This is a genomic window from Skermanella sp. TT6 (assembly GCF_016653635.2).
Classification (GTDB): Bacteria; Pseudomonadota; Alphaproteobacteria; order Azospirillales; family Azospirillaceae; genus Skermanella; species Skermanella cutis.
The window spans coordinates 5,040,350-5,064,951 of record NZ_CP067420.1 but is presented as its reverse complement, the minus strand read 5'-3'; the positions used below and the strand labels follow the sequence as shown (position 1 = coordinate 5,064,951).

24 protein-coding genes are annotated in these 24,602 nt (G+C 68.6%); 17 read left to right on the top strand and 7 right to left on the bottom strand.

Going from position 1 to position 24,602, the window contains the following annotated elements; genetic code table 11:
• Positions 1-11: 11 nt before the first annotated feature.
• The 4 genes from IGS68_RS23590 to IGS68_RS23575 are packed head-to-tail and all read left to right on the top strand — an operon-like array spanning position 12 to position 3,805.
• Positions 12-1,316 (top strand): c-type cytochrome, encoded by a 1,305-nt coding sequence (locus IGS68_RS23590; RefSeq protein WP_201074594.1) that lies wholly within the window; start codon positions 12-14, stop codon positions 1,314-1,316.
• 29 nt (positions 1,317-1,345) lie between these two features.
• Positions 1,346-2,683: a sulfite dehydrogenase gene (gene soxC, locus IGS68_RS23585; RefSeq protein WP_201074592.1), complete on the top strand. Its 1,338-nt coding sequence runs from the start codon at positions 1,346-1,348 to the stop codon at positions 2,681-2,683.
• The gene (locus tag IGS68_RS23580; protein WP_201074590.1) at positions 2,667-3,335 is read left to right on the top strand and encodes a c-type cytochrome; all 669 of its coding nucleotides are present in this window, start codon (positions 2,667-2,669) and stop codon (positions 3,333-3,335) included. The genes soxC and IGS68_RS23580 overlap by 17 nt, the downstream gene beginning before the upstream one ends.
• Positions 3,335-3,805, top strand: a complete 471-nt coding sequence (locus tag IGS68_RS23575) for a DsrE family protein (RefSeq protein WP_201074589.1) — start codon at positions 3,335-3,337, stop codon at positions 3,803-3,805. The genes IGS68_RS23580 and IGS68_RS23575 overlap by 1 nt, the downstream gene beginning before the upstream one ends.
• 32 nt (positions 3,806-3,837) lie before the next feature.
• Here the strand turns inward: IGS68_RS23575 and IGS68_RS23570 are convergent, their stop codons facing one another.
• On the bottom strand, positions 3,838-4,344 hold the full coding sequence (locus tag IGS68_RS23570) for a GlcG/HbpS family heme-binding protein (RefSeq protein WP_201074588.1): 507 nt from the start codon (positions 4,342-4,344) through the stop codon (positions 3,838-3,840).
• A gap of 54 nt (positions 4,345-4,398) precedes the next feature.
• Positions 4,399-4,749 carry a thioredoxin domain-containing protein gene (locus tag IGS68_RS23565; protein WP_247881042.1) on the bottom strand — a complete coding sequence of 117 codons (351 nt, stop codon included), beginning with the start codon at positions 4,747-4,749 and terminating at the stop codon, positions 4,399-4,401.
• 166 nt (positions 4,750-4,915) lie between these two features.
• On the opposite strand from IGS68_RS23565, the gene soxY reads away from it, so the two are divergent.
• The 4 genes from soxY (at position 4,916) to IGS68_RS23545 (ending at position 8,374) form a co-directional block, all read left to right on the top strand.
• Positions 4,916-5,395 (top strand): thiosulfate oxidation carrier protein SoxY, encoded by a 480-nt coding sequence (gene soxY / locus IGS68_RS23560; protein WP_201074587.1) that lies wholly within the window; start codon positions 4,916-4,918, stop codon positions 5,393-5,395.
• Between the two features lie 96 nt (positions 5,396-5,491).
• On the top strand, positions 5,492-5,821 hold the full coding sequence (gene soxZ / locus IGS68_RS23555) for a thiosulfate oxidation carrier complex protein SoxZ (RefSeq protein ID WP_201074586.1): 330 nt from the start codon (positions 5,492-5,494) through the stop codon (positions 5,819-5,821).
• 71 nt (positions 5,822-5,892) lie between these two features.
• Positions 5,893-7,581: a thiosulfohydrolase SoxB gene (soxB, locus tag IGS68_RS23550; protein ID WP_201074585.1), complete on the top strand. Its 1,689-nt coding sequence runs from the start codon at positions 5,893-5,895 to the stop codon at positions 7,579-7,581.
• Positions 7,582-7,606: 25 nt separating this feature from the next.
• Positions 7,607-8,374: a cytochrome c biogenesis CcdA family protein gene (locus tag IGS68_RS23545; protein ID WP_201074577.1), complete on the top strand. Its 768-nt coding sequence runs from the start codon at positions 7,607-7,609 to the stop codon at positions 8,372-8,374.
• Between the two features lie 239 nt (positions 8,375-8,613).
• Here the strand turns inward: IGS68_RS23545 and IGS68_RS23540 are convergent, their stop codons facing one another.
• On the bottom strand, positions 8,614-9,015 hold the full coding sequence (locus IGS68_RS23540) for a hypothetical protein (protein WP_201074575.1): 402 nt from the start codon (positions 9,013-9,015) through the stop codon (positions 8,614-8,616).
• 279 nt (positions 9,016-9,294) lie between these two features.
• Here IGS68_RS23540 and mdh point away from each other — a divergent pair, with 279 nt between their 5' ends.
• From mdh to IGS68_RS23505, 7 genes are all read left to right on the top strand, one after another.
• Positions 9,295-10,260 carry a malate dehydrogenase gene (gene mdh, locus IGS68_RS23535; RefSeq protein WP_201074573.1) on the top strand — a complete coding sequence of 322 codons (966 nt, stop codon included), beginning with the start codon at positions 9,295-9,297 and terminating at the stop codon, positions 10,258-10,260.
• Between the two features lie 225 nt (positions 10,261-10,485).
• On the top strand, positions 10,486-11,682 hold the full coding sequence (gene sucC / locus IGS68_RS23530) for an ADP-forming succinate--CoA ligase subunit beta (RefSeq protein WP_201074571.1): 1,197 nt from the start codon (positions 10,486-10,488) through the stop codon (positions 11,680-11,682).
• Positions 11,683-12,558 carry a succinate--CoA ligase subunit alpha gene (sucD, locus tag IGS68_RS23525; protein ID WP_201074569.1) on the top strand — a complete coding sequence of 292 codons (876 nt, stop codon included), beginning with the start codon at positions 11,683-11,685 and terminating at the stop codon, positions 12,556-12,558. It begins immediately after the preceding gene.
• Between the two features lie 96 nt (positions 12,559-12,654).
• The gene (locus tag IGS68_RS23520) at positions 12,655-15,585 is read left to right on the top strand and encodes a 2-oxoglutarate dehydrogenase E1 component (RefSeq protein WP_201074567.1); all 2,931 of its coding nucleotides are present in this window, start codon (positions 12,655-12,657) and stop codon (positions 15,583-15,585) included.
• 87 nt (positions 15,586-15,672) lie between these two features.
• Positions 15,673-16,932 carry a 2-oxoglutarate dehydrogenase complex dihydrolipoyllysine-residue succinyltransferase gene (gene odhB, locus IGS68_RS23515; protein ID WP_201074565.1) on the top strand — a complete coding sequence of 420 codons (1,260 nt, stop codon included), beginning with the start codon at positions 15,673-15,675 and terminating at the stop codon, positions 16,930-16,932.
• A gap of 90 nt (positions 16,933-17,022) precedes the next feature.
• Complete coding sequence (locus tag IGS68_RS23510) at positions 17,023-17,496, top strand: chemotaxis protein CheX (protein WP_201074563.1); 474 nt, start codon at positions 17,023-17,025, stop codon at positions 17,494-17,496.
• Positions 17,493-18,278, top strand: coding sequence for a response regulator (locus tag IGS68_RS23505; protein ID WP_201074554.1), 786 nt, complete (start codon positions 17,493-17,495; stop codon positions 18,276-18,278). Before IGS68_RS23510 ends, IGS68_RS23505 begins: the two co-directional genes overlap by 4 nt.
• Before the next feature lie 155 nt (positions 18,279-18,433).
• Here the strand turns inward: IGS68_RS23505 and IGS68_RS23500 are convergent, their stop codons facing one another.
• Together IGS68_RS23500 and IGS68_RS23495 are read right to left on the bottom strand one after the other, a co-directional pair.
• The gene (locus IGS68_RS23500) at positions 18,434-19,015 is read right to left on the bottom strand and encodes a hypothetical protein (RefSeq protein WP_201074544.1); all 582 of its coding nucleotides are present in this window, start codon (positions 19,013-19,015) and stop codon (positions 18,434-18,436) included.
• 81 nt (positions 19,016-19,096) lie between these two features.
• Entirely contained in the window at positions 19,097-19,915 is an 819-nt protein-coding gene (locus IGS68_RS23495) for a hypothetical protein (protein WP_201074542.1), read from the bottom strand.
• A 306-nt stretch (positions 19,916-20,221) separates the two neighbouring features.
• On the opposite strand from IGS68_RS23495, the gene lpdA reads away from it, so the two are divergent.
• Both lpdA and IGS68_RS23485 read left to right on the top strand, forming a co-directional pair.
• Positions 20,222-21,628 (top strand): dihydrolipoyl dehydrogenase, encoded by a 1,407-nt coding sequence (gene lpdA, locus IGS68_RS23490; RefSeq protein WP_201074540.1) that lies wholly within the window; start codon positions 20,222-20,224, stop codon positions 21,626-21,628.
• Positions 21,606-22,898: an MFS transporter gene (locus IGS68_RS23485; RefSeq protein WP_247881041.1), complete on the top strand. Its 1,293-nt coding sequence runs from the start codon at positions 21,606-21,608 to the stop codon at positions 22,896-22,898. The genes lpdA and IGS68_RS23485 overlap by 23 nt, the downstream gene beginning before the upstream one ends.
• Here the strand turns inward: IGS68_RS23485 and IGS68_RS23480 are convergent.
• Both IGS68_RS23480 and IGS68_RS23475 read right to left on the bottom strand, forming a co-directional pair.
• Entirely contained in the window at positions 22,895-23,860 is a 966-nt protein-coding gene (locus IGS68_RS23480; protein ID WP_201074538.1) for a tyrosine recombinase XerC, read from the bottom strand. The genes IGS68_RS23485 and IGS68_RS23480 overlap by 4 nt on opposite strands.
• Positions 23,839-24,519 (bottom strand): DUF484 family protein, encoded by a 681-nt coding sequence (locus IGS68_RS23475; protein WP_247881040.1) that lies wholly within the window; start codon positions 24,517-24,519, stop codon positions 23,839-23,841. The genes IGS68_RS23480 and IGS68_RS23475 overlap by 22 nt, the downstream gene beginning before the upstream one ends.
• Positions 24,520-24,602 lie beyond the last annotated feature (83 nt).

Sequence of the window (24,602 nt, the reverse complement as noted above, 5' to 3'; positions counted from 1 at the left end):
TGGAGGCAAGCATGCCCGTCCGCATCATCGGTCCGGCCGTCCTGGTCCTGGCGGCGCTTCTCGCGGCCCTTCCGGCCGGCGCGGAGGAGGTGCTGTCCTCGATCGCACGGGGCGGCCGGCTCTACGATAACTGGCACGTGGAGACCGGCGAGCACGAGCGCCGGATCTCCCATCTCCGCAAGGAGCGCGCGGAGGGCGCCGCCGGGACCGGTTCCGGGCGCTGCGTGGAGTGCCACGGCTGGGATTACCGCGGAGCCGACGGCGCCTCGGGCGGGACCGCCAGGGGCCTCGGCGCCTTCCAGGGCGGCGACCCGGCGGCGGTCGCGGCGCTGCTGCGCCACCCGTCCCACGGCTACGGCGCGCTGCTCGACGCGGAGGACATCCAGGACCTCGCCAACTTCGTGACCGGCGGCCAGGTCGCCATGACGGACCATATCGACCCGGAGACCCTCAGGGCCCGGGGCGAGCCGGCGCGGGGCGCCGTCTATTTCCAGACGATCTGCGCCAACTGCCACGGCGCCGACGGGCTCCAGGTCGAAAGCATGCCGCCGCTGGGCGAGCTTGGCCGCGACCAGCCCTGGCATGCCCTGCACAGCATGATGAACGGCCATCCCAACGGCAGCATGCCGGCGCTTCGGGCGCTGGACCGGGCCGTCCTGACCGACACGCTGGCCTATCTCCAGACCCTTCCCCAGCGCGACCCAACCGCCTCGCTGGTCCGCGGCGGCCGGCTCTACGACAACTGGTTCAAGGAGAACGGCCGGACGCCGCCGCCGGGGCTTCACCCCTCGTTCCCGGCCGCCCGGGCGGCCATGGACGAGGGGCTGCGCCCGCAATCCACCTGGCGCTGCGTCGAGTGCCACGGCTGGGACTATCGCGGGCGCGACGGCATCGCCGGGCTGCGGAACCTGGAGGGGGCCGATCCTGCCGCCGTGGCGGCGGCGCTGTCGAACCAGGTCCACCAGTTCGGAGGCCTGCTGTCGGTCCGGGACCTCACCGACCTGGCGCGCTTCGTGACCCGGGGGCAGGTGGACATGGCGGTCTTCATCGACGATGCGGAGCGCAGGTTCAAGGGCGACGCCGCCGCCGGGGAACCCTTCTTCCAGACCATCTGCGCGACCTGCCACGGCAAGGACGGCCGTGCCGTCCGGACCATGCCGCCGCTCGGCCGGATGGTCGCGTCGGATCCGTGGCGGTCGCTGCACAGCGTCTACAACGGCCATCCGGGAGACACCATGCCGCCGCTCCGCGCGATGCCGGCGGACATCATCGGCAGCATCCTGGCCTACGCCCAGACCTTGCCCGCCAAGAAATGAACCCGCGGAACGATCCCAGGGAGCGCACCATGAACGACCAAGACGAAACTGCCCCTCCGCGCACCCCGACAGCCGTCCGGCCCGGGGAGAGCCCGTCGCGCCGATCCTTCCTGCGCAAGGTCGCGGGCGGAACCGCCGGCCTCGCGGCGGCGCCGGCGCTGCTGTCGGGAACATCCCGCCCGGCGCTGGCCGGCCCGGCCGATCCGGCGAACCTGCCGCCCAACAACCCGCCCTGGACGACCACGGCCGGATACGGAGTGGTCGAGTATCCCTACGGCATGCCGTCGCCGTACGAGGCGAACGTGGTCCGGCGCAACGTCGACTGGCTGACGGCGGACCGCATCGCCTCGATCAGCTTCACGCCGCTGGCCGACCTGTCCGGGATCATCACGCCGAACGGCGTCTGCTTCGAGCGCCACCACGGCGGTTGCGCCGACATCAACCCGGACGAGCACCGGCTGATGATCCACGGCATGGTCGATCGCCCCCTGATCTTCACCATGGACGAGCTCACGCGCTTCCCCTCGGTCAGCCGGATCCATTTCCTGGAATGCCCGGCCAACGGCGGGATGGAGTGGAAGGGCGCGCAGATGACGCGCCTGCAATACACCCACGGCATGATCCATTGCTGCGAATGGACCGGCGTGCCGCTCTCGGTCCTGCTCGACGAGTGCGGCGTGAAGCCCGGGGCCAAGTGGATCCTGGCCGAGGGAGCCGACGCCGCCGGCAACCACCGCTCGATCCCGATGGACAAGGCGCTGGACGACGCGCTGGTCGCCTGGGGCCAGAACGGCGAGCGGCTGCGGCGCGAGCAGGGCTATCCGATCCGCCTGTTCCTGCCCGGCTACGAGGGCAACATGAGCGTCAAGTGGCTGCGCCGGCTGGAGGTCGGCGACAAGCCCTGGCACAGCCGCGAGGAGACATCGCGCTATACCGACCTGATGGCGGACGGCAAGGCGCGCAAGTTCACCTTCATGCAGGAGGCCAACTCGGTCATCACCTTCCCCTGCCCGGAAAAGCCGATACGCCAGGGGCCCGGCCTGTACCACGTGTCGGGCCTCGCCTGGAGCGGCCGCGGCAAGATCCGCCGGGTGGACTTCTCGGCCGACGGCGGCAACACCTGGACGCCCGCCCGGCTGAACGAGCCGGTTCTGTCCAAGTGCCTGACCCGGTTCGAGATCCCGTGGACCTGGGACGGCAAGGACGCCTTCCTGCAATGCCGGGCGATCGACGAGACCGGCTATGTCCAGCCCTCGCTGCCGCAGCTCCGCGCGGTCCGGGGCACCAACAGCATCTACCACAAGAACAGCATCTACACGTGGCATGTCCTGCCCGGCGGCGAGGTCGAGAATGTCCAGATTTCCTGAGAATGCGAAACGCCGCTGCGTCCTGCTGGGCGCCCTGCTCGCCGCGACCCTGCTGTCCGGCGCGGCCATGGCCGGCGACCGCTACGGCTTCGGCCGGCCGGTCACCCCGGAGGAGATCGCCGGCTGGAACCGGACCGTCCGGGCGGAGGACGGGCTGGGCCTGCCCGCCGGCAGCGGCAACGCCACCGACGGCGAGGAGGTGTTCTCGGAAAAATGCGCCGTCTGCCACGGCGACTTCGGCGAGGGCACCCGCTACCTGCCGCTGGCCGGCGGCTTCGACACGCTGGCGACGGCCGATCCGGTGCGCACGGTGGGCAGCTTCTGGCCCTACGCGCCGGGCGTGTTCAGCTACATCTACACCTCGATGCCGTTCGGCCAGGCCCACAGCCTGACCGCGGACGAGACCTACGGCATCGTCGCCTACATCCTCTACCTGAACGACCTGCTGGGCCAGGACGAGACGCTGGACGCCGCCAGGCTGGTGTCGATCAGGATGCCAAACCGGGACGGGTTCCTGGAAGAGGACCCCCGTCCGGACGTTCCCGCCGGCGAGCCGTGCATGAAGGACTGCCGCAAGGGCGAGCCGGTCAGGATCACCGCCCGCGCGGTGGACGCCAACATCACGCCCGACATCGCGCCGGCGGGCAAGTGATGGGACCGGCGGTCAGGCGCCTGACGGCAGCCCTGGTCCTGGCCGGGGCGGCTCTCGGCGGCGCGGGGCATGCTCCGGCGTCGGCCGATACCGTGCTGGCCAGCCCGGAGCCGAGCCCGGAGGCTCCCCGCCGGCTGCTGCTGCAGCTGACCAGCTCGGACGAGAAGGACATCAACAACCTTTTCTACAATGCGGTGAACGTCCAGGACTTCTACGGCCAGGACAATGCCGAGGTGGTGATCGTCGCCTTCGGCGCCGGCATGCAGGCGCTCTACGCCGACGTCTCGCCGGTGGCGGAGCGGATCCGCAGCCTGATGCGCTACGGCGTCGCCTTCATCGGCTGCGCCAACACCATGAAGACCCAGAACCGCACCCCCGCCGACCTGATCCCCGGCGTCGAGGTGGTGACCGCCGGCGTCGCCGAGATCGTCGAGCGCCAGCTGGCCGGCTGGGTCTATGTCCGGCCATGAGGCGCGCCGGGGATGCGGTCCCGGGACCGCGGTCAGAACAGCTTGTCCTCGACCGCGGCTATCCCGGTGCGCGCGCAGGCGTCGTCCGCCTCGCCCGACGGGCCGCCGGACACGCCGACGCCGCCGACGATCGATCCGCCGGCCTCGACCGGGAGCCCGCCGCCCAGCATGACCGCGCCGGCGATGAAGCGGGCACCCGACTGGGGCTGATCGCCCGCGGTGGACGCCGCCAGCTTCAGGGTGTCGGACCGGAAGCTGATCGCCGTCCAGGCCTTGGCCGTCGCGGTGTCCGGCGTGTGCGGACCGGCGAACTGGTCGCGCAGCATGACCTGGGGCGTCCCGAACCGGTCGACGACCGCCACGGCCACCTGGAATCCCTTGTGATGGCAGCTGTCCAGGACCGCCCGCGCGAGATCGAGGGCCACCGAGGGGCTGAGGCTGCGGAACGTGACGAGGGCCTCGTCCTCGGCCCGGGGCTGGGCGGGAGAGGCGGCGAAGCCGAGCAGCAGGGCCGCCGCGAGGGTGATGCGCTTCATCATGGTGTTTCCTTCCTGTTGGGATCGATCGGCATGTTCGGCCCGGCCGGCGCAGGATCAGGGATCCAGCTTGCGGATCAGGTCGCCCAGCATGGCCCAGAAGAATTCCTCGCCCGGGTAGCCCCGGATGCGGCCGACCTCACGGCCGCCCTCGGTCAGGACGAAGGTCGGCGTATGGACGACCCCGGTGATCGGCTTGAGGTCGTCCGGGCGGGGGCCGTGGAGATCGACGCGGCGCAGCGGCGCCCGCCGGCCCTCGTCGGTCAGCGGATAGACGGGGCCGATCTGCCGGTCCCAGGCCGCGCACCAGACGCAGCCCGCCGCTTCGAACATCACCAACTCGGCGGCGAGCGACGGCCCGAAGGGGAGCGGGAGGAAGGCGAGGAGGCTCAGGACGCGGGCGATCATGGCGGCTTCCTATTCCATATGGCCGGTCTTTGATGCTGGATTATATAAGAGAAACATAATATAAAAGCGAATGCCAGCATGGAGTTCGGGGGAAGGCGGAAAGCTTCCCGGAAGGCTGTTCCGTGCCGAACCGATTCAACCCTGAAACCGTAAGGAGGAAGCACCAATGCCGAATTCGACCCCGGCCGCCGGCATCAGCCGCCGCGGCCTGCTCGCCACCGCCGGCGCCGGCGTGATCGCCGCTGCGGGCACGGTCTTCCTGCCGCCGCCCGCCCATGCCACGGTCGAGGCGGCGACCAAGTTCATGGCGAGCCTGATCGGCAACCGGACCCCCGTGGCGGGCCGGGTGAAGCTGACGATGCCGGAGATCGCGGAGAACGGGAACACAGTGCCGGTCGCGGTCACCGTGGACAGCCCGATGACCGACGCCGACCACGTCAAGGCCATCCACATCATGGCCGACGGCAATCCCGCCCCGGAAGTCGCGTCGTTCCACCTGTCGCCGGCCAACGGCCGGGCCGAGGTCACGACCCGGATGCGCATGTCGACCACGCAGAACGTCTGGGCGGTCGCGGAGATGAAGGACGGATCGGTCTTCATCGACAAGACCGAGGTCAAGGTCACCATCGGCGGCTGCGGCGGCTGATCCCGCGGCCCAGTCCCGACCCGGTCAAGTCCCGACCCGGTCAAGTCCCGACCCGGCCGCAGCCTGCCGGCCGCAACCCATTCGAGGAGTGCCACCATGGCCATCGACGCCAAGCCCCGGATCAAGCTGCCCAAGACCGCAGCGAAGGGCGAACTGCTGGAAGTGAAGACGCTGATCACCCACCCCATGGAGTCGGGCCAGCGCAAGGACGACAAGGGGCAGCCGATCCCGCGCCAGATCATCAACGGCTTCGTCGCGACCTTCAACGGCCGGCAGGTATTCAAGGCCGACCTCTATCCGTCCCTGTCGGCCAACCCGTACATCACCTTCCTCGTCAAGATGGAGGAGAGCGGCAAGTTCGAGTTCGCCTGGACCGACGACGACGGCACCGTCTACAGGGACGTCAAGGAAATCACCGTCGGTTGAGCGGGGAGGCCCCAGCGGCCGCCCGCTCCGAGCGCCTGTCCAAGAGAAGACACATCCAAGAGGCGGAAGCGATGTTCAATCGCCGCGATTTCCTGCAGGTGGCAGCGGCCGCCACCACCCTGACCGGCTTTTCCGGCTCGCTGAGCCAAGCCATCGCCGAGGGCGCCATCACCCAGGACGGGCTGCTCCGGTTCGATCCCGTCGGCACGGTGACCCTGCTGCACGTCACGGACATCCATGCCCAGCTCGTGCCGATCTTCTTCCGGGAGCCGTCGGTCAACCTGGGCATCGGCGAGGCGGCCGGGGTGGCGCCGCACGTCACCGGCGACGCCTTCCTGAAGAAGTTCGGCATCCGGCAGGGCTCGGCCGAGGCCTATGCCTTCTCCAGCGTGGGCTATGCCGGGCTGGCGGCGGAGTACGGCCGGGTCGGCGGGCTGGACCGCATGGCGACCCTGGTCAAGGCGATCCGCGCCGAACGCCCGGGCAAGACCCTGCTGCTGGAGGGCGGCGACAGCCTGCAGGGATCCTACGGGGCGCTGAAGACCCGCGGCGGCGACATGGCGGCGGCGCTGAAGGCGCTGGGCGTCGAGGGCTGCACCTTCCACTGGGAGTTCACCTACGGCACCGAGCGGGTCAAGGAGCTGATCGAGGAGCTGGGCTGCCCCTTCGTCGCGGGCAACGTGCTGGATACCGAGTGGGACGAGCAGGCCTTCAAGCCCTACGAGATGTACGAGCGGGGCGGCGTGAAGATCGCGGTGGTCGGCCAGGCCTTTCCCTACACCCCCGTCGCGAACCCGCGCTACATGAACCCGACGCTGTCGTTCGGCATCCGCGAGGATCTCGTCCGCAAGCATGTGGAGGCGGCGCGGGCCGAGGGGGCCGGGCTGGTCGTGCTGCTGTCGCACAACGGGTTCGACGTGGACCGCAAGCTGGCGAGCCGGGTCGCCGGCATCGACGTGGTGCTGTCCGGCCATACCCATGACGCGGTCCCGGCGGTGGTGCCGGTCGGCAGGACGCTGATCGTGGCGTCGGGCTCGCATGGAAAGTTCCTGTCGCGCCTGGATCTCGACGTGCGGGGCGGGGAGGTCAAGGACTACCGGTTCCAGCTGATCCCGGTCTTCTCCGACGCCATCGCGCCCGATCCGGACATGGCCGGGGTGGTCGAGGGGCTGCGGGCCCCCTTCAAGTCCGAGATCTCCCGCGTGGTCGGACGGACCGACGGGCTGCTGTACCGGCGAGGCAACTTCAACGGCACCTGGGACGACCTGATCTGCCGGGCGCTGATCGAGGAGCGGGACGCCGAGATCTCGCTGTCGCCGGGCTTCCGCTGGGGCGCCACGCTGCTTCCCGGCCAGGACATCACCATGGACGACATCTACAACCAGACGGCCATAACCTATCCCGCGGCCTACCGGATGCAGATGAGCGGGGCGCAGATCAAGGACATCCTGGAAGACGTCGCCGACAACCTGTTCAACCCCGATCCCTATTACCAGCAGGGCGGCGACATGGTGCGGGTGGGCGGCCTGGGCTACGCGATCGACGTCTCCAAGCCCATGGGGCAGCGGATCGGCGCCCTGACGCTGCTGCGGACCGGGCAGGCGATCGACGCCTCGGCCAGCTACGCCGTGGCCGGCTGGGCCTCGGTGAACGAGGGGACGGAGGGGCCGCCGGTCTACGACCTGGTGCGCCGCTTCATCGAGCGCCGGCAGGTCGTGAACATTCCGGAGAACGAGACGGTCAAGGTCAGCGGCTTCTGAGTCACCGGTTCCGGGGATCGCGCCGATGGGGATCGACATCACCTGGACCGGTGCGCTGGCGGCGGGCCTGCTGAGCTTCGCCTCGCCCTGCGTGCTGCCTCTGGTGCCGGCCTACCTGTGCTTTCTCGGCGGCGTCTCGCTCGACCGCCTGACCGGCGGGGAAGGGACGGATGCGGAGGGGGGCGGCGGGCCGCCGCCGGGGACCCAGGCGCGCGTCTTCGCGGCGGCGCTGGCCTTCGTCCTCGGCTTCGCCACGGTCTTCGTGGCCCTGGGCGCCACCGCCTCGGCGCTGGGCCGCTTGGTCGCGGACCATCTGGAGCCGCTGTCCCGGATCGCCGGCGCGATGATCGTCCTGCTCGGGTTGCATTATCTCGGCGTGTTCCGCGTCACCGCGCTGTACCGCGACTGGCGGATCGATCCCGGGAGCAGGGCGGCCGGAAGCCTTGCCGGCGCCTATCTGGTCGGGCTGGCCTTCGCCTTCGGCTGGACGCCCTGCGTGGGGCCGGTGCTGGCCGCCATCCTGTTCGTCGCCGGCGGCGAGGCGGACGCGGCGCGCGGCGCGCTGCTGCTCGCCGTCTACGCGGCCGGCATCGGCATTCCCTTCCTGGCCGCAGCCCTGGTGGTGCGGCCGTTCCTCCGCCTCGCGAAGCGCCTGCGGCGGCACATGCCGGTGGTCGAAGGGGTTATCGGCCTGTCGCTGATCGGCACCGGCGCGCTGATGCTGTCGGGAACCATGCCGGCGGTCGCGGGGTGGCTGCTCGACGCGATGCCGGCGCTCGGCCGCATCGGCTGAGGCCGCGGGATGCCCCTCCGGCAGGTTGCCATGCGAAGATTTCCGGAACTGCCGGCCATTCGGCGGGAAGTTGCTTCCGGAGGGCGGCAAGCTATACAAATCTGTCCAAACTGCCCCCGATCCGGCCGACTTTCGGGCACTGCGTCAATCTGCCGCCACAACCGGAAACTGCCTCCGAAGCACATCGGAACGACCTTCCGGCCGACCCTCGGGGAGCCCTATGTGGGGGCCGGCGCCCCTCACATGCCCGGTCGCGGCACCCGGTCCACCGGCCGCTCGACCGGAACGTTTTCCTCGAAGCTCACGACCGGGGAGGCCGTGACGTCGAAGCAGCGCTGGCGCGCGGCGAGCTGTTCGAGCGTCGGCTCGTCCCGGACGAACGGTTCCTGGAACCAGGCGGTCGCGCGCTCCCAGGAGGGGATGTCGACCCGCAGCAAAGTCAGCAGGGACCTGCATTCGAAGGTTTCCGCGGCATCGGAGCCGGGGGTCACCGAGGTGAAGGCGGGAGGGGTCGGCTGGGCCTGCCGGGAGGCCGGATCGGGGGCCGTCCCGGGCGATGGTGATACCACTTGGGCTTGTACCGGCAGCGCGGCGGCGAGCAGTGCCGCCGCACCGCACAAGCGGGAAGTCCAGGTCGACATGAGCGATCTCCTCAGCCAGATTTGGTATTACCATCCAAACCTTAAGCGGGGCCCGCGGGTTCCCGAAGCGCGATTCCGGGGAGGGTCGGCGCGATGGTCGTGAGCGGGTGCTACTCAACCGCCGCTCGGTTATGCCCGGCCCGTCCCCCTTGCCCTCGGCACGGAATCGGAGTACGTAGCCGCGCGGATTTGAGGGCCGATCTCAGGACCGGCCGGCCCGGACCAAAGCGACCCTCGCTCCCTCGTAAACAAAGCTCGGCAACACTTGGGGAACGCTTCATGGCACGCAATAAGATCGCGCTCGTCGGCGCCGGCCAGATCGGTGGCACGCTTGCCCTGCTGGCAGGCTTGAAGGAACTCGGCGACATCGCCGTGTTCGACATCGCGGAAGGCATGCCGGACGGCAAGGCGCTGGACATCGCGCAGTCCGCCCCGGTCGAGGGTTTCGATGCCAAGCTGGTCGGCGGCAGCGACTACTCGATCATCGAGGGCGCCGACGTCGTGATCGTGACCGCCGGCGTTCCCCGCAAGCCCGGCATGAGCCGTGACGACCTGATCGGCATCAACACCGGCGTGATGAAGACGGTCGGCGAGAACATCGGCAAGTACGCCCCCAACGCCTTCGTCATCGTCATCACCAACCCGCTCGACGTGATGGTGTGGGTCCTGCAGCAGGCGTCCGGCCTGCCCACCAGCAAGGTCGTCGGCATGGCCGGCGTGCTCGACAGCGCGCGGTTCCGCACCTTCCTGGCCCAGGAATTCGACGTCTCGGTCGAGGACGTGACGGCCTTCGTGCTGGGCGGCCACGGCGACACCATGGTGCCGCTGGTGCGCTACTCCACCGTCGCCGGCATCCCGCTCCCCGACCTGGTCAAGATGGGCTGGACCACCCAGGAGAAGCTCGACGCGATCGTGCAGCGCACCCGCGACGGCGGCGCCGAGATCGTCAAGCTGCTGAAGACCGGCTCGGCCTTCTACGCCCCCGCCGCCTCCGCCATCGCGATGGCCGACAGCTACCTGAAGGACAAGAAGCGCGTCCTGCCGGTCGCGGCCCACCTGACCGGCCAGTACGGCGTGGACGACCTGTATGTCGGCGTGCCGGTCGTGATCGGCGCCGGCGGCGTCGAGAAGATCGTCGAGATCGAGCTGAACCCCGACGAGAAGGCCATGTTCGACCACTCGGTCGGGGCCGTGAAGACCCTGGTAGAGGTCGTCAAGAAGATGGAAAGCGAGAAGTCCGCCTGACAGCGGCCTTCGGGAGGCCGCCGCTCCGGGCGGCCTTTTTCGTATCCCGACTGGCCGCCCGGCATAGCCGGTACGGCCGGGCCCGGTTCAATCGGGGCGCGGGGGGTGCTAGACTGAGCGGCCGGCACCCCCGCGACCCGGACGGAACGGGCCAGGTATTCTTAAGCCGGGGTGCCTCGTTTGCCACCCGTCACCAGATAGCCGCCATCAGATAGACGGACGTCCATGAACATTCATGAATATCAGGCCAAAAACCTGCTGAAAAAATACGGTGTGTCGGTGCCGCGCGGCGGCGTCGCCTATACCATCCCCGAGGCAGAGCAAGTCGCGAAGGAACTGGGCGGTCCGGTCTGGGTGGTGAAGTCCCAGATCCACGCCGGCGGCCGCGGCGCCGGGCGTTTCGCCGACAATCCCGACGGCAAGGGCGGCGTCCGCGTCGTCAAGTCGGTCGAGGACGTGGCGTCCAACGCCAAGGAGATGCTCGGCCACGTCCTGGTGACCAAGCAGACCGGCCCGTCCGGCAAGGAAGTGAAGCGCCTCTACATCGAGGAAGGCTGCGACATCAAGCGCGAGCTGTACCTGGGCTTGCTGCTGGACCGCGCCACCTCGCGGGTCACCGTCATGGCGTCCACCGAGGGCGGCATGGAGATCGAGGAGGTCGCCCACAACACGCCGGAGAAGATCCTGAAGGTCGCGGTCGACCCGGCGACCGGCATCTCCGGCTTCCATGCCCGCAAGATCGCCTTCGGCCTGGGCCTGGAAGGCAAACAGGTCAACGCCGCGGTCAAGCTGATCCTGGCGACCTACAAGGCCTTCGTTGACCTGGACGCCTCGATCGTCGAGATCAACCCGCTGGTCGTGACCGGCTCGGGCGACATCATCGCGCTCGACGCCAAGATGAACTTCGACGACAACGCCCTGTTCCGCCACAAGGACGTGGAGGAGCTGCGCGACGCCGACGAGGAGGAAGCCTCCGAGCTGGAAGCCGCCAAGCACGGCCTCAACTACATCAAGCTCGACGGCTCGATCGGCTGCATGGTCAACGGCGCCGGGCTGGCGATGGCGACCATGGACATCATCAAGCTGTACGGCGGCGAGCCGGCCAACTTCCTCGACGTCGGCGGCGGCGCCACGCGCGAGCGGGTCACCACCGCGTTCAAGCTGATCCTGTCGGACAAGAACGTCGAAGGCATCCTGGTCAACATCTTCGGCGGCATCATGCGCTGCGACGTGATCGCCGAGGGCGTCGTGGCCGCGGCCCGCGAAGTCTCCCTCCATGTCCCGCTGGTCGTCCGCCTCGAAGGCACCAACGTCGACCTGGGCAAGAAGATCCTCAGTGAATCGGGCCTCCCCATCCTGTCCGCCGACAATCTGGCGGACGCGGCGGAAAAGGTCGTCAAAGCGGTGAAGGAAGCGGCGTAAATGGCTGTCCTCGTCAATTCCCAAACGAAAGTCATCTGCCAGGGCTTCACCGGCGCGCAGGGGACCTTCCACTCCGAGCAGGCGATCGCCTACGGCACGCAGATGGTCGGCGGCGTCACCCCCGGCAAGGGCGGCACCAAGCACCTCGACCTGCCGGTGTTCGACACCGTCGCCGAGGCCGTCCATGTCACCGGCGCCAACGCCAGCGTGATCTACGTCCCGCCGCCGTTCGCGGCCGACGCGATCCTGGAGGCGATCGACGCCGAGATCGCCTTGGTGGTCTGCATCACCGAGGGCATCCCCGTCCTCGACATGGTGACCGTCAAGCGCGCCCTGGCCGGCTCCAAGACCCGCCTGATCGGTCCGAACTGCCCGGGCGTCATCACCCCGGACGAATGCAAGATCGGCATCATGCCGGGCCACATCCACCGCCGCGGCAAGATCGGTGTTGTCTCCCGCTCCGGCACGCTCACATATGAGGCGGTGGCGCAGACCACGGCGGCGGGCCTGGGGCAATCGACCTGCATCGGCATCGGCGGCGACCCGGTCAACGGCACCAACTTCGTGGACAGCCTGGAGCTGTTCCTGGACGATCCGGAGACCGAAGGCATCATCATGATCGGCGAGATCGGCGGCGACGCCGAGGTCAAGGGAGCCGAATTCCTCAGGGACAGCAAGACGAAGAAGCCCGTCGTGGGCTTCATCGCCGGCCGCACCGCTCCTCCGGGACGCCGGATGGGACATGCCGGCGCCGTGATCTCCGGCGGCAACGACACCGCCGACTTCAAGGTCGAGGCGCTGAAGTCCGCCGGCATCCACGTTGCCGACAGCCCGGCCAGCCTGGGCAGCACCATGCTGAAGGCTCTGAAGGGTTGATGACGATCAGCCCGGGCCGGTCCCCGACCGGCCCATCGGAGCCGTAAACCCTTGCCAGAAAGAGGGCGCGGGCGCCAACGCCCGCGTCATTAACAAATGTCAGCGATCGCAGCGACCCCTGATCAGTCATCGTTCCTATTCGGCTCGAACGCCACTTTCATCGCCGAGCTGTACGCCCGTTATCTCAAGGACCCGCAGTCCGTCGACCAGAGCTGGAGCAGCTTCTTCGGCGAGCTGAACGACGACGCGCGGGAGGTGCTGGACGAACTGCGCGGGGCGAGCTGGGCGCCCAACACCACGGCGGTGATCGGCGAGGAACCCGCCCCCGCCGCCAAGCCGAACGGCTCGGCCAAGGCCAACGGCCACGCCGCCGCGAACGGCGCCGCGGCACCGGCGGCTGCACTGGACCAGGACCAGCTCCGCGCCGCCACGCTGGACAGCCTGCGGGCGCTGATGCTGATCCGCGTCTACCGCGTCCGCGGCCATCTCCAGGCCACCCTGGACCCGCTGGGGCTGGAGAAGCGCGAGCAGCATCCGGAATTGGATCCCAAGACCTACGGCTTCACCGACGCCGACTGGGACCGCCCGATCTTCATCAACAACGTCCTCGGCATGGAGACGGCGACGCTGCGCCAGATCCTGGAGGTCCTGAAGAAGACCTATTGCGGCACCATCGGCGTCGAGTTCATGCATATCCAGGACCCCGACCAGAAGGCCTGGATCCAGGAGCGCATCGAGGGCGGGCGCAACCACACCGACTTCACGGTCAACGGCAAGAAGGCGATCCTGGAGCGGCTGACCGCGGCCGAGAACTTCGAGCGCTTCCTCGACAAGAAATACACCGGCACCAAGCGCTTCGGCCTGGACGGCGGCGAGGCCCTGATGCCCGCCATGGAGCAGGTGCTGAAGCGCGGCGGCCAGCTGGGACTGCGGGAGGTCGTGCTCGGCATGGCCCACCGCGGCCGGCTCAACGTGCTGGCCAACTTCATGGGCAAGCCGTTCAAGGCGATCTTCTCCGAGTTCCAGGGCAATTCGGCCCATCCGGAGGACGTCCAGGGTTCGGGCGACGTGAAGTACCACCTGGGCACCTCGTCGGACCGCGACTTCGACGGCAACTCCGTCCACCTGTCGCTGAGCCCGAACCCGTCGCACCTTGAAGCGGTCGACCCGGTCGTGATCGGCCGCGTGCGCGCCAAGCAGATCCAGCGTTGCGGCACCGTCCCGCCGACCGACGAGAGCCGCGACGAGGTGCTGGGCATCCTGCTGCACGGCGACGCCGCCTTCGCCGGCCAGGGACTGGTGGCCGAGACGCTGATGATGAGCGAGCTGAAGGGCTATCGCGTCGGCGGCACGATCCACTTCATCATCAACAACCAGATCGGCTTCACCACGATGCCGAGCTATTCGCGCTCGGGGCCGTACTGCACCGACGTCGCGAAGATGATCCAGGCGCCGATCTTCCACGTCAACGGCGACGACCCGGAGGCGGTCGTCCACGTCGCGCGGATCGCGATCGAGTTCCGCCAGAAGTTCAAGAAGGACGTGGTCGTTGACCTGTTCTGCTACCGCCGCCACGGCCACAACGAGGGTGACGAGCCCGCGTTCACCCAGCCGCTGATGTACAAGGCGATCCGCAGCCACGCCACGACCCGCGAGATCTACGCCAAGAAGCTGATCGACGAGAACGTGATCACGGCGGAGGAGTCGGAGAAGATCGTCGCCGACTTCTACAAGAAGCTGGAGGACGAGTTCGAGGTCGCCAGCCACTACAAGCCCAACCGCGCCGACTGGCTGGAAGGCAAGTGGTCGGGCCTGGAGGCGGCGTCGGGCGACGACCGCCGCGGCAACACCGCGGTCGAGCTGGACGTGCTGCGCGAGGTCGGCAAGGCGATATCGACCGAGCCGAAGCACATCAAGATCAATTCCAAGATCGCCCGCCAGCTCAAGGCCAAGGCCCAGGCGATCGAGAGCGGCGAGGGCATCGACTGGGCGACCGCCGAGGCGCTGGCGTTCGGCACCCTGTGCGTCGAGGGCACGCCGGTCCGCCTGTCCGGCCAGGACGTCGGCCGCGGCACCTTCTCCCAGCGGCACTCCGTGCTGGTCGACCAGGAGACCGAGGAGCGCTTCATCCCGCTCAACAACATCCGGGAAGGCCAGGCGATCTATGAGGTCCACGACAGCCCGCTGTCGGAAGCGGCGGTCCTGGGCTTCGAATACGGCGTCTCGCTGGCCGAGCCGCACGAGCTGGTGATCTGGGAGGCGCAGTTCGGCGACTTCGCCAACGGCGCCCAGGTGATCATCGACCAGTTCATCAGCTCGGGCGAGTCCAAGTGGCTGCGCATGTCAGGCCTGGTGATGCTGCTGCCCCACGGCTACGAGGGGCAGGGGCCGGAGCACAGCTCCGCCCGCCTGGAGCGGTACCTGCAGATGTGCGGCGAGGACAACTGGCAGATCCTGAACTGCACGACGCCGGCCAACTATTTCCATGCGCTGCGCCGGCAGGTCCGCCGCGACTTCCGCAAGCCGCTGGTCGTGTTCGAGCCGAAGTCGCTGCTGCGCCACAAGCTGGCGGTGTCGAAGCTGGAGGATTTCGGTCCCGGCACCTCGTTCCACCGCATCCTGAGCGAGCCGTACGAGCTGGTCGCCGACGACCAGGTCAAGCGGGTCGTGCTGTGCACCGGCAAGGTCTATTACGACCTGCTGCAGGAGCGCGAGACGCGGGGCATCAAAGACGTGGCGATCGTCCGGCTGGAGCAGCTCTATCCGTTCCCGCGCACCTCGCTGACCCGCGAGCTGTCCCGCTACGTCAACGCCGACGTGGTCTGGTGCCAGGAAGAGCCGCGCAACATGGGGGCCTGGGCCTTCATCGACCGCCGGCTCGAGGACTGCATGGTCGCCGCCCAGATCAAGGCCACCCGTCCGCTCTATGCCGGCCGCGTCGAGGCGGCGTCCCCGGCGACCGGCCTGCTGAAGCGGCACAACCGCGAGCAGGCGCAGCTCGTCGACGAGGCGCTGACCGTCAAGTAACCGGACCTGCGGGGGCGCCGTCCTGCGGCCGCCCCCGCACCTCCCAACAAAACCGAGCGAACCGCTCACATAAAAAGGTTTGAAATCATGGCCCTGGAAATCACGGTCCCCGTCCTCGGTGAATCGGTCAGCGAAGCCACCGTCGCGAAGTGGCTGAAGAAGGTCGGCGACTCGGTCGCCATGGACGAGCCGCTGCTGGAACTGGAAACCGACAAGGTCACGCTGGAGGTCAACGCCACCTCCGCCGGCACGCTGGCCGAGATCGTCGCCGAGGAAGGCGCCACGGTCGAGGTCGGGGCCCTGCTGGGCACCCTGTCCGACGGCGCCGGCGCCCCGGCCGCCAAGCCTGCGGAGTCGAAGCCGGAAGCCAAGGCCGAACCCGCCCCGGCCCCCGCGCCGGCGGCCCCCGCCGCTCCGGCAGCCGAGCAGCACGACACCCTGTCCCCGGCGGTGCGCAAGCTGATCGACGACAACAAGCTGAAGGCGTCGGACATCCAGGCGACCGGCAAGGACGGCCGCCTGACCAAGGAAGACGTGCTGCGCTACCTGGAGAGCCGCCCGACCCAGATGCCGGCCGCCCCCGCTCCGGCCCCCGCGGCCAAGCCGGCGCCCAAGCCCGCCGTTCCGGCCGGCCCGCGCGCCCGCGCCGAGCAGGAGGAGCGCGTCCGCATGACGCGCCTGCGCCAGCGCATCGCCGAGCGCCTGAAGGAGGCCCAGGACACCGCGGCCATGCTGACCACCTTCAACGAGGTGGATATGACCAACCTGCTGGCCGTGCGCAATTCCTACAAGGACGTGTTCGAGAAGAAGCACGGCGTCAAGCTGGGCTTCATGTCGTTCTTCGTGAAGGCCTGCATCACGGCGCTCCAGGAGCTCCCGGCGGTCAACGCCGAGATCGAGGGCACCGACATCATCTACAAGAACTACTATGACATCGGCGTCGCCGTCGGCACGCCGAGCGGCCTGGTGGTTCCGGTGGTGCGCGACGCCGACAAGCTGAACTTCGCCGGGGTCGAGAAGACCATCGGCGCGCTCGGCAAGAAGGCGAGGGACGGCAAGCTGTCCATGGAGGAGCTGTCCGGCGGCACCTTCACGATCTCAAACGGCGGCGTCTACGGCTCGCTGATGTCGACCCCGATCATCAACCCGCCGCAGTCGGCCATCCTGGGCATGCACAAGACCCAGGAGCGCCCGATGGTGGTCAACGGCAAGATCGAGATCCGCCCGATGATGTACCTGGCGCTGAGCTACGACCACCGCATCATCGACGGCAAGGAAGCGGTCACCTTCCTGGTCCGCGTCAAGGAGTGCATCGAGGACCCGCAGCGCATCCTGCTGGACGTCTGATCCGGCATCACGGCGCAAGCGAAACCCACGCCCCGGCCATCCCCTGGCCGGGGCGTCGTCGTATCCTCATCCGGCGGGGCGGAAGACAGCATGAGCGCTCTGGAGCACGGCATCACCGAGGAGGCGGTCACCACCTTCGTCGCCGAGGCGCTGGCATCGTTTCCGGAGCCACCTTCCCCGGCGCTGAGCAGGACGGACGCCCGAGTCGTGCTTGCCCAGGCCAGGCTGTCCGGCGCCTGGAACGGCACCGTCGCCGTCCGGGTGCCCTCGCCGCTGGCGGCCTGCCTTGCCTCCGCCCTGTTCGGCATCCCCGCGGAGGAAACCACGCCCGCCGAGCGGACCGACGTGGTGGCCGAACTGTGCAACACGGTCGCGGGAAACGTGAAGGGCCTGGTCCGCGGCGCCGCCGTCCTGTCCCTGCCGTCCGTCGCCGAGCGCGGACCCGAGGCGATGGGCCACCATACCGCATCCCCGGCGGGCGTCGTCGCGGTTAATCTCGTCCATCCATTCCTGGGGCGGTTCATCGTGGTTCAAATCATCGAGCATCGGGACGGCGAGCCGTGAAGCTTCCCGCCAAGGTCAAGGTCCTGCTGGCCGACGATTCGCGGGCCATGCGGGCTCTCATCAAGGGCAATCTCGTCTGGCCGGGCACGAACTTCCAGATCACCGAGGCGGACAACGGGACCGACGCCCTCGCGGCCTACCGCGCGCAACGCCACGACCTCGTCCTGCTCGACATCCACATGCCGGGCCTCGACGGTCTGCAGACGCTGCACGCGATCCGGTCGTACGATCCCTGCGCCCTGGTCTTCATGATCTCTTCGGACACCAGCGCCGCGGCCAGCGGGACCGCGCAGGACTACGGCGCCCTGGGCTTCGTGACCAAGCCGATCAGCGGCGCGTCGCTGAACCGGATCATGTCCACGCTGGAGGAGATCCGTCGGCCCTTCGCGGTGCTGACCGCCGACGACAGCCGTACCGGCCAGGCGCTGCTGAAGCGCGGCCTCGATCTGCTGGGGGTCGAAAGCATGGTGACCGGCGCCGACGACGGGCGGATGGCGGTCGAGGCCTGCAACCGGGAATATTTCGACATCGTCTTCCTGGACGTCCACATGCCGGACATGACGGGCATCCAGGCGCTGAAGGCGATCAAGGCGCTGCGGCGCGACGCTTATGTGGTGATGGTGACGTCGGACGCCTCGATGGACACGGTGCGCGACGCGCGGTCGCTGGGGGCCGACGACTACCTGCTCAAGCCCGTCCAGCAGCCCAACCTCAAGAAGGTCTGGTCACGCTTCCGCGTCATGGCACCGCAATATGTCGGTCACGGCCAGACCATCTTCTGAGCGACCGCCGGCGGTCCGCACCGTGTTGCGCCATGGGCGCAACCTACGATTCGACGCAGGGCGGAGGTGTTGCGGACCGTCGATCGTAGGTTGCGCCTATGGCGCAACGCATCGGTTCGGCTGCCCCGGGCGGATCGACCCGATCGGGCAGAGCTCTACGCGACGGCGCTGAGCAGCGGCAGGGTCAGGTTGTCCTCCTCGGCGTCCAGGTATTCGATCCGGAAGGGGGCACGGACGCCGCCATTCAGCAGTTCGGCGCATTCCAACCCTTTCCGGACGCGCTGCTCCGCCGGCTGGCCGACGGTGGAGGCCAGGGAGCCGAGCGCATAGTCGGCGCCGCAGCCGATCGCGTGGAAGCCGCGGGTCGTCTCGCAGACCTGATAGTCGCTCTGGATCGAGAACAGCCGGCCCTCGTAGGCCACCAGGAAGCTGCCGCCCTGCTCGGCGTCGTTGTTGCGCTGGGCGTAGCCGCCCTCCTTGAGGCAGTTCCGGACCTCGTCCACGAAGTCGGTGACCATGAAGCGGAACACGTCCATCCCTTCGGGCCGCTTCGGCGGACGCAGCCGGAACGCCAGCAGCTGGCCCATGCGGAACGAGCTGGTGAACCCGATCAGGAAATCGCCGTTGCGGAAGACCTTGGGGTCGGCGCGCACGGTGATGTCCAAACCGGAAACTCCGGCGCTGTCGCCGCCCATCCATACGCGGCGGCCTTCGATCAATCCAACGATGCAGGTCATGGGTTCCCCGAACTGGCAAGTCAACCAGAGGGAGAATGACGGCTGTATGGTTAATAAAAACCTACCAAAATTGGACGCGAGTCACCGGCGCCTCGCCGACAGCATCCCCTTGGTCCGGCCCTCGCGAGCGGCCAGGTCCTTCTTGAACTGCTCGAAGGCGAAGAAGATGCTGGAGATCCCGTCCGCGGTGCCGTCCCCGTAATAGACATCCATCTTGATCCGTCCCTCCGGCGTGCGGATCAGGGCCTCGTAGCGGCTGAACATCGCCTCGAAGACGGTGCAGAAGTCCTGGTCGGTGAACTTGTAGACATTGGCCTCGATGCTGCCGACGATGGCCGCGGTGAAGGTCTGGCGCTGATGGTTGAACTGCTTGAAGCGCAGCAGCATGCGGATGAAGATCTTGTCCGCCAGCATGCTCATGGTCTCGTCCGCCCGGATCAGCGGCCACATCTGGGTATCGTCGTCGGTCCCGATGGTGGCGAAGATCGCCTGGGCCTGGCTGTTCAGCATCTCGTACTCGGCATTGCTGAACAGGGTCGTGACGTTGCGCTGGATGCCCCGGACGATCACCTGGGGGAAGTGCTTGCCGCTGATCGGGTCCATGCGGGACGGGATGCTGGTGATCAGCAGGGAGAAGACGAAACGGGTCAGGAAATCTTTGCGGCGGGCATCGGGGTTGTAGGCGCGGGCGCCGTGCTTGTCCAGGCACAGCCGGCAATTGGCCTTGAAGGCGGGCAGCGTCTTCGGCCAGAACCCCTCGATCAGGGTGAAGGCGCGGTCGAGCTCGTCTCGGGTAATGTGGTCCTTGCGCTCGAATTGGACCGCCAGCGCCTCGTAGAAGGTACGGATCAGCGTCCGCGCCAGATCATGTTGGGTTTGATGGAACGTCTCGTCGGCCATGTTCTTGCTTCAAATGTGTGCCGGAAAGCGACGTCTTATGCGCTCCGTCCTATGCCGCAAGCATGATGAGCGCCTGCTCGGTTAAGGAAGATTTACGGCAGTGCCATGGCGCCGGGACCAGCCGTGCGACCCATCGCCGCGCAGCTGCCCTGCGTGCCGCCAAGTACCGCCAATATCAGGGATTTCGGGCATTTCCATAGGCTTGTGACAGTCACGGCGATTGCCACGGGCCGCTTGAGAGGCCATAAATCGCATCCGCAAAGCACGGCCACGCTCGCGAGCTGCCCACGGAGGCGAAGAAGAAAAATGCCTGAGAAAACCTACGACGTTGTAGTCATCGGCGGCGGTCCCGGCGGATACGTCGCCGCGATCCGCGCAGCTCAGCTCGGCCTGAAGACGGCCTGCGTGGAAATGCGCAAGACTCTGGGCGGCACCTGCCTCAATGTCGGCTGCATCCCGTCCAAGGCGCTGCTCACCAGTTCGGAGAAGTTCGAGGAAGCCAAGCACAGCTTCGCGTCGCACGGCATCAAGCTGGGTTCGGTCGAGCTGGACCTGCCGACGATGATGGCCAACAAGAACAAGGTGGTCGAGGACAACACCAAGGGCATCGAGTTCCTGTTCAAGAAGAACAAGGTCGACTGGCTGAAGGGCCGCGGCCGCATCACCGCCAGGAACGAGGTGACGATCGAGGGCGATGGCGGCAGCGAGACCGTCGGTGCCAAGAACATCATCATCGCCACCGGTTCGGAATCGATGCCGGTCCCCGGCGTAGAGGTCGACGAGCAGCGGATCGTCACCTCCACCGGCGCGCTGGAGCTGGCCGAGGTGCCCAAGCGCTTCGCGGTGATCGGCGGCGGCGTGATCGGGCTGGAGATGGCCTCGGTCTGGGGCCGGCTGGGCGCCGAGGTTACCGTGATCGAGTTCCTGGACCGGATCCTGCCGGGCATGGACGGCGAAGTGTCCAAGCAGATGCAGCGCATCCTGGGCAAGCAGGGCATGACCTTCAAGCTGAACACCAAGGTCACGGCGGCCGCGGTGGGCAACGCGGGCGTCACCCTGACGGTCGAACCGTCCAAGGGCGGCGAGGCGCAGCAGATCGAGGCCGACGTCGTCCTGGTCGCGATCGGCCGCCGGCCCTACACCGCCGGGCTGGGCCTGGAGGAGATGGGCGTCGAGATCAACCAGCGCGGCCGGATCGTCACCTCCCACCACTGGGAGACCAACGTCCCCGGCATCTATGCCATCGGCGACGTGATCGAGGGGCAGATGCTGGCCCACAAGGCCGAGGACGAGGGCGTCGCGGTGGCCGAGCTGATCGCGGGCCAGTCGGCCCACATCAACTACGACGCCATTCCCGGCGTGGTCTACACTTGGCCGGAGGCCTCCACCGTCGGCAAGACGGAGGAGCAGCTGAAGGCCGCGGGCGTCAAGTACAAGGTCGGCAAGTTCCCCTTCACCGCCAATGGCCGCGCCCGCGCCCTGGGCATGACCGAAGGCTTCGTGAAGATGCTGGCCGACGCCGCGACCGACCGCGTGCTGGGCGTCCACATCGTCGGCGCCAGCGCTGGCGACCTGATCGCCGAGTTGGCCCTGGCGATGGAGTTCGGTGCGTCCGCCGAGGACATCGCGCGGACCTGCCACGCCCACCCGACCCTGAACGAGGCGGTCAAGGAAGCGGCCCTGGCGGTGGATGGCCGACCCCTCCACATGTAAGCCGGCGCCGTCGGATCCGGCGGCCGGAAGGTCCACTCCCGGCCGGCTGGCCCTGGTGCTCTGCCTTGCCGAGGTGCTCGGCATGGCCGGCACCATGAGCTTCCCGGCGCTGCTGCCGACCTTCTTCGCGGAGTGGCGCCTGGGCACGGTGGAGGCCGGCTGGATCAACGGCGTGTTCCACGGCGGCTACGTCGCCGCCGTGCCGGTCCTGGTCACCTTGACCGACCGGATCGATCCTCGGCGGATCTACCTGTTCTCGACGGCGCTGGCGGCCCTGGCGCTGCTGGGCTTCGCGCTGTTCGCGGAGGGGTTCTGGACCGCCATGCTGTTCAGGGCCCTGGGCGGCGTGGGGCTGGCCGGAACCTACATGCCGGGGCTGCGGATCCTGTCCGACCATACCGCCGGGCCGCGGCAGGGGCGCTATCTGTCCTTCTACACGGCCAGTTACGCGCTGGGCTCCAGCGCCTCGGTGCTGATCGCCGGGCTGGCGGGGGCGGAGTTCGGCTGGCGGGTGGCCTTCCTGGCCTCCTCGGCGGCGACCGCCGCCGCCCTGGCGCTCGCCTGGTGGGGGATCCCCCGGGCGCCGGCCGAGCGTCCCGCGGCGGCCGAGACCGCGCTGCTCGACTTCCGGCCCGTGCTGCGCCACCGGGCGGCCATGGGCTACATCCTGGCCTATTCGGCGCACTGCTACGAGCTGTTCGGCCTGCGCGCCTGGCTGGTGGCCTTCCTTGCCTTCGCCTTCGCGGCCAGCGCCGGGACCGTGCCCGATGGGACCGTCCCGGCGGTGGTCACGACCCTGGGCACCGTCATCCTGCTGCTGGGGCTTCCGGCCAGCATCCTCGGCAACGAGGCCGCGACCCGCTACGGCCGGCGCCGCGTCCTGGTCGCGATCATGGCGGGGTCGGCGCTGCTGGCCTGCGGCGTCGGTTTCTCGGCGAGCCTGCCGTTCTGGCTGGCGGTCTGCGTCGTGGCGCTCTACGGCGTCACGGTGACCGCCGACAGCGCGTCGCTGACCGTCGGCGCCGTCACCAACGCCCTGCCGGGCCGCCGCGGCGCCACCATGGCGGTCCATTCCTTCCTCGGATTCGGGGCGGCCTTCGTGGGCTCGGTGATGTTCGGGGTGGTCCTGGACGCGGCGGGCGGCGGGGAGAGCCACCTGGCCTGGGGACTGGCCTTCGTCTCCCAAGGGCTGGTGGTGGCGCTGGGGCCGGTGGCGCTGCTCGCCCTGGGCGACATGGGAAGCGGCGGGAGAGACGGCGGGAAGCGCTAGTCCTCCGCGGGCTTCCTGCGGGCGCGGGGATGGGCGTTGTCGTAGACGCCGAGCATCTGGTCCGCGTCCACCTCGGTATAGCGCTGGGTGCTGGACAGGGAGGCGTGGCCGAGCAGGTCCTGGATCGCCCGGAGGTCGCTGCCGTCGGCCAGCAGATGGGTCGCGAAGCTGTGGCGCAGGGCGTGGGGCGTGGCGGTGTCGGGCAGGCCCATCAAATGCCGGATCTCCCGCATCTGCTTCTGGGCGATGGCGGCCCTGAGCCGGCCGCCGCGCACCCCGACGAACAGCGGCCCGTCCGCAGGCAGGGCGTAGGGGCAGGCGGCGACATAGTCGGCCAGGGCGTCGCGCACCACCGGCAGCACCGGCACCATGCGCTGCTTGCTGCCCTTGCCGGTCACGACCAGGGTATCGTCGGCCGGCATGTCGCGCCGGTCCAGGCTCAGGGCCTCGTCGATGCGCAGGCCGCAGCCATAGAGCAGGGTGAACAGCGCCCGGTCGCGCTTGCCGACCCAGGGCTGGTTGGCCCAGGCCTCGGCGTTGGGCAGCAAGGCCGCGGCGTCGGCCACCGTGAGGGGCTTGGGCAGCCGGTCGGGCAGCTTGGGCGCCCGGATCAGCCCGACCGCGGCGTTGTGCATCCGCCCGCTGCGGTCGAGCCAGCGGAAGAAGTTGCGGATGCCCGACAGCGCCCGCGCCCGGCTCGCCGTGCCCAGGCCGTCCGCGGCCTGCCGGGCCAGCCAGGCGCGGAAATCCATCAGCCGGGCGGCGCTGAGGTCGTTCAGCGCCGGCGGGCGGCCATGATATCCGGTCAGGAACTCCAGGAATCCCGAGAGGTCGGCGGTGTACGCCGTCAGCGTGTGGCGCGAGACGCGCTTCTCCATCTCCAGCCAGCGGCGCCAGGCGGCGATCGCCGCCGTGACGTCCTCGGCGCAGGAGAAACCGATTACTCCGGCAGGTCGAGCCATGCCCGGATGCTGCGCTCGATCACCCGGCCCAGGAAGCAGACCAGCTCGGTCCCCTGGCCGGAATGGAACATGTCGGGATCGCGGCTGCCGAAGGCGAGCAGCCCCGGCGGCGTATCCTCGCTGACCTGGATGCGGATCAGCGCCTGCGAGCGTACCAGCCCGGCCGCGGCGCCGAAGATCGCCGGGTCGCCGCGCGTGTCGGAATAGAGCATGACGTCGCGCTTGCCCAGCCACCCGTCGACCGTACCCGCCTCGACCACCCGTACGCCCGAGGTGTGTACGTGCGGCCTGTCGTCGCCGTTCGCCTCCACCGCCAGGCCGGCCACGTCGAGGTCCAGCAGCACCGCCAGATCCGTCGTGATGGTCTGGATCAGCTGCTCGAACGACCGTGCGTCCAGCAGGAACAGCACGGCGGCATGGATCCGGTTCTGGTTGTTGATGTTGGCGCGAGTGGTGGTGATCAGCTCCCGCTGCTGCTCCTTCAGGCGCCCGACCTCGCCGCGAAGCCGCTCGACCATGAAGTACTGGAAATCCACCACTCCCTTGCCGTGCGCCATGGCGGGAGGCGTCAGGTGCTGGACAAGGTCGGCGTGCTGGGTCAGGAAATCGGGATGCTCGCGCAGATATGCCGCGACATCCTCAGCAGTCAGCGCGTCCATCGTCCTTTGGCTATGTCCGGTTTCCCGAGCCATCAGCGTCGGCCCTCTCCCATTGTCTGAACCCGTGCCCGTCCCAAGCGGAA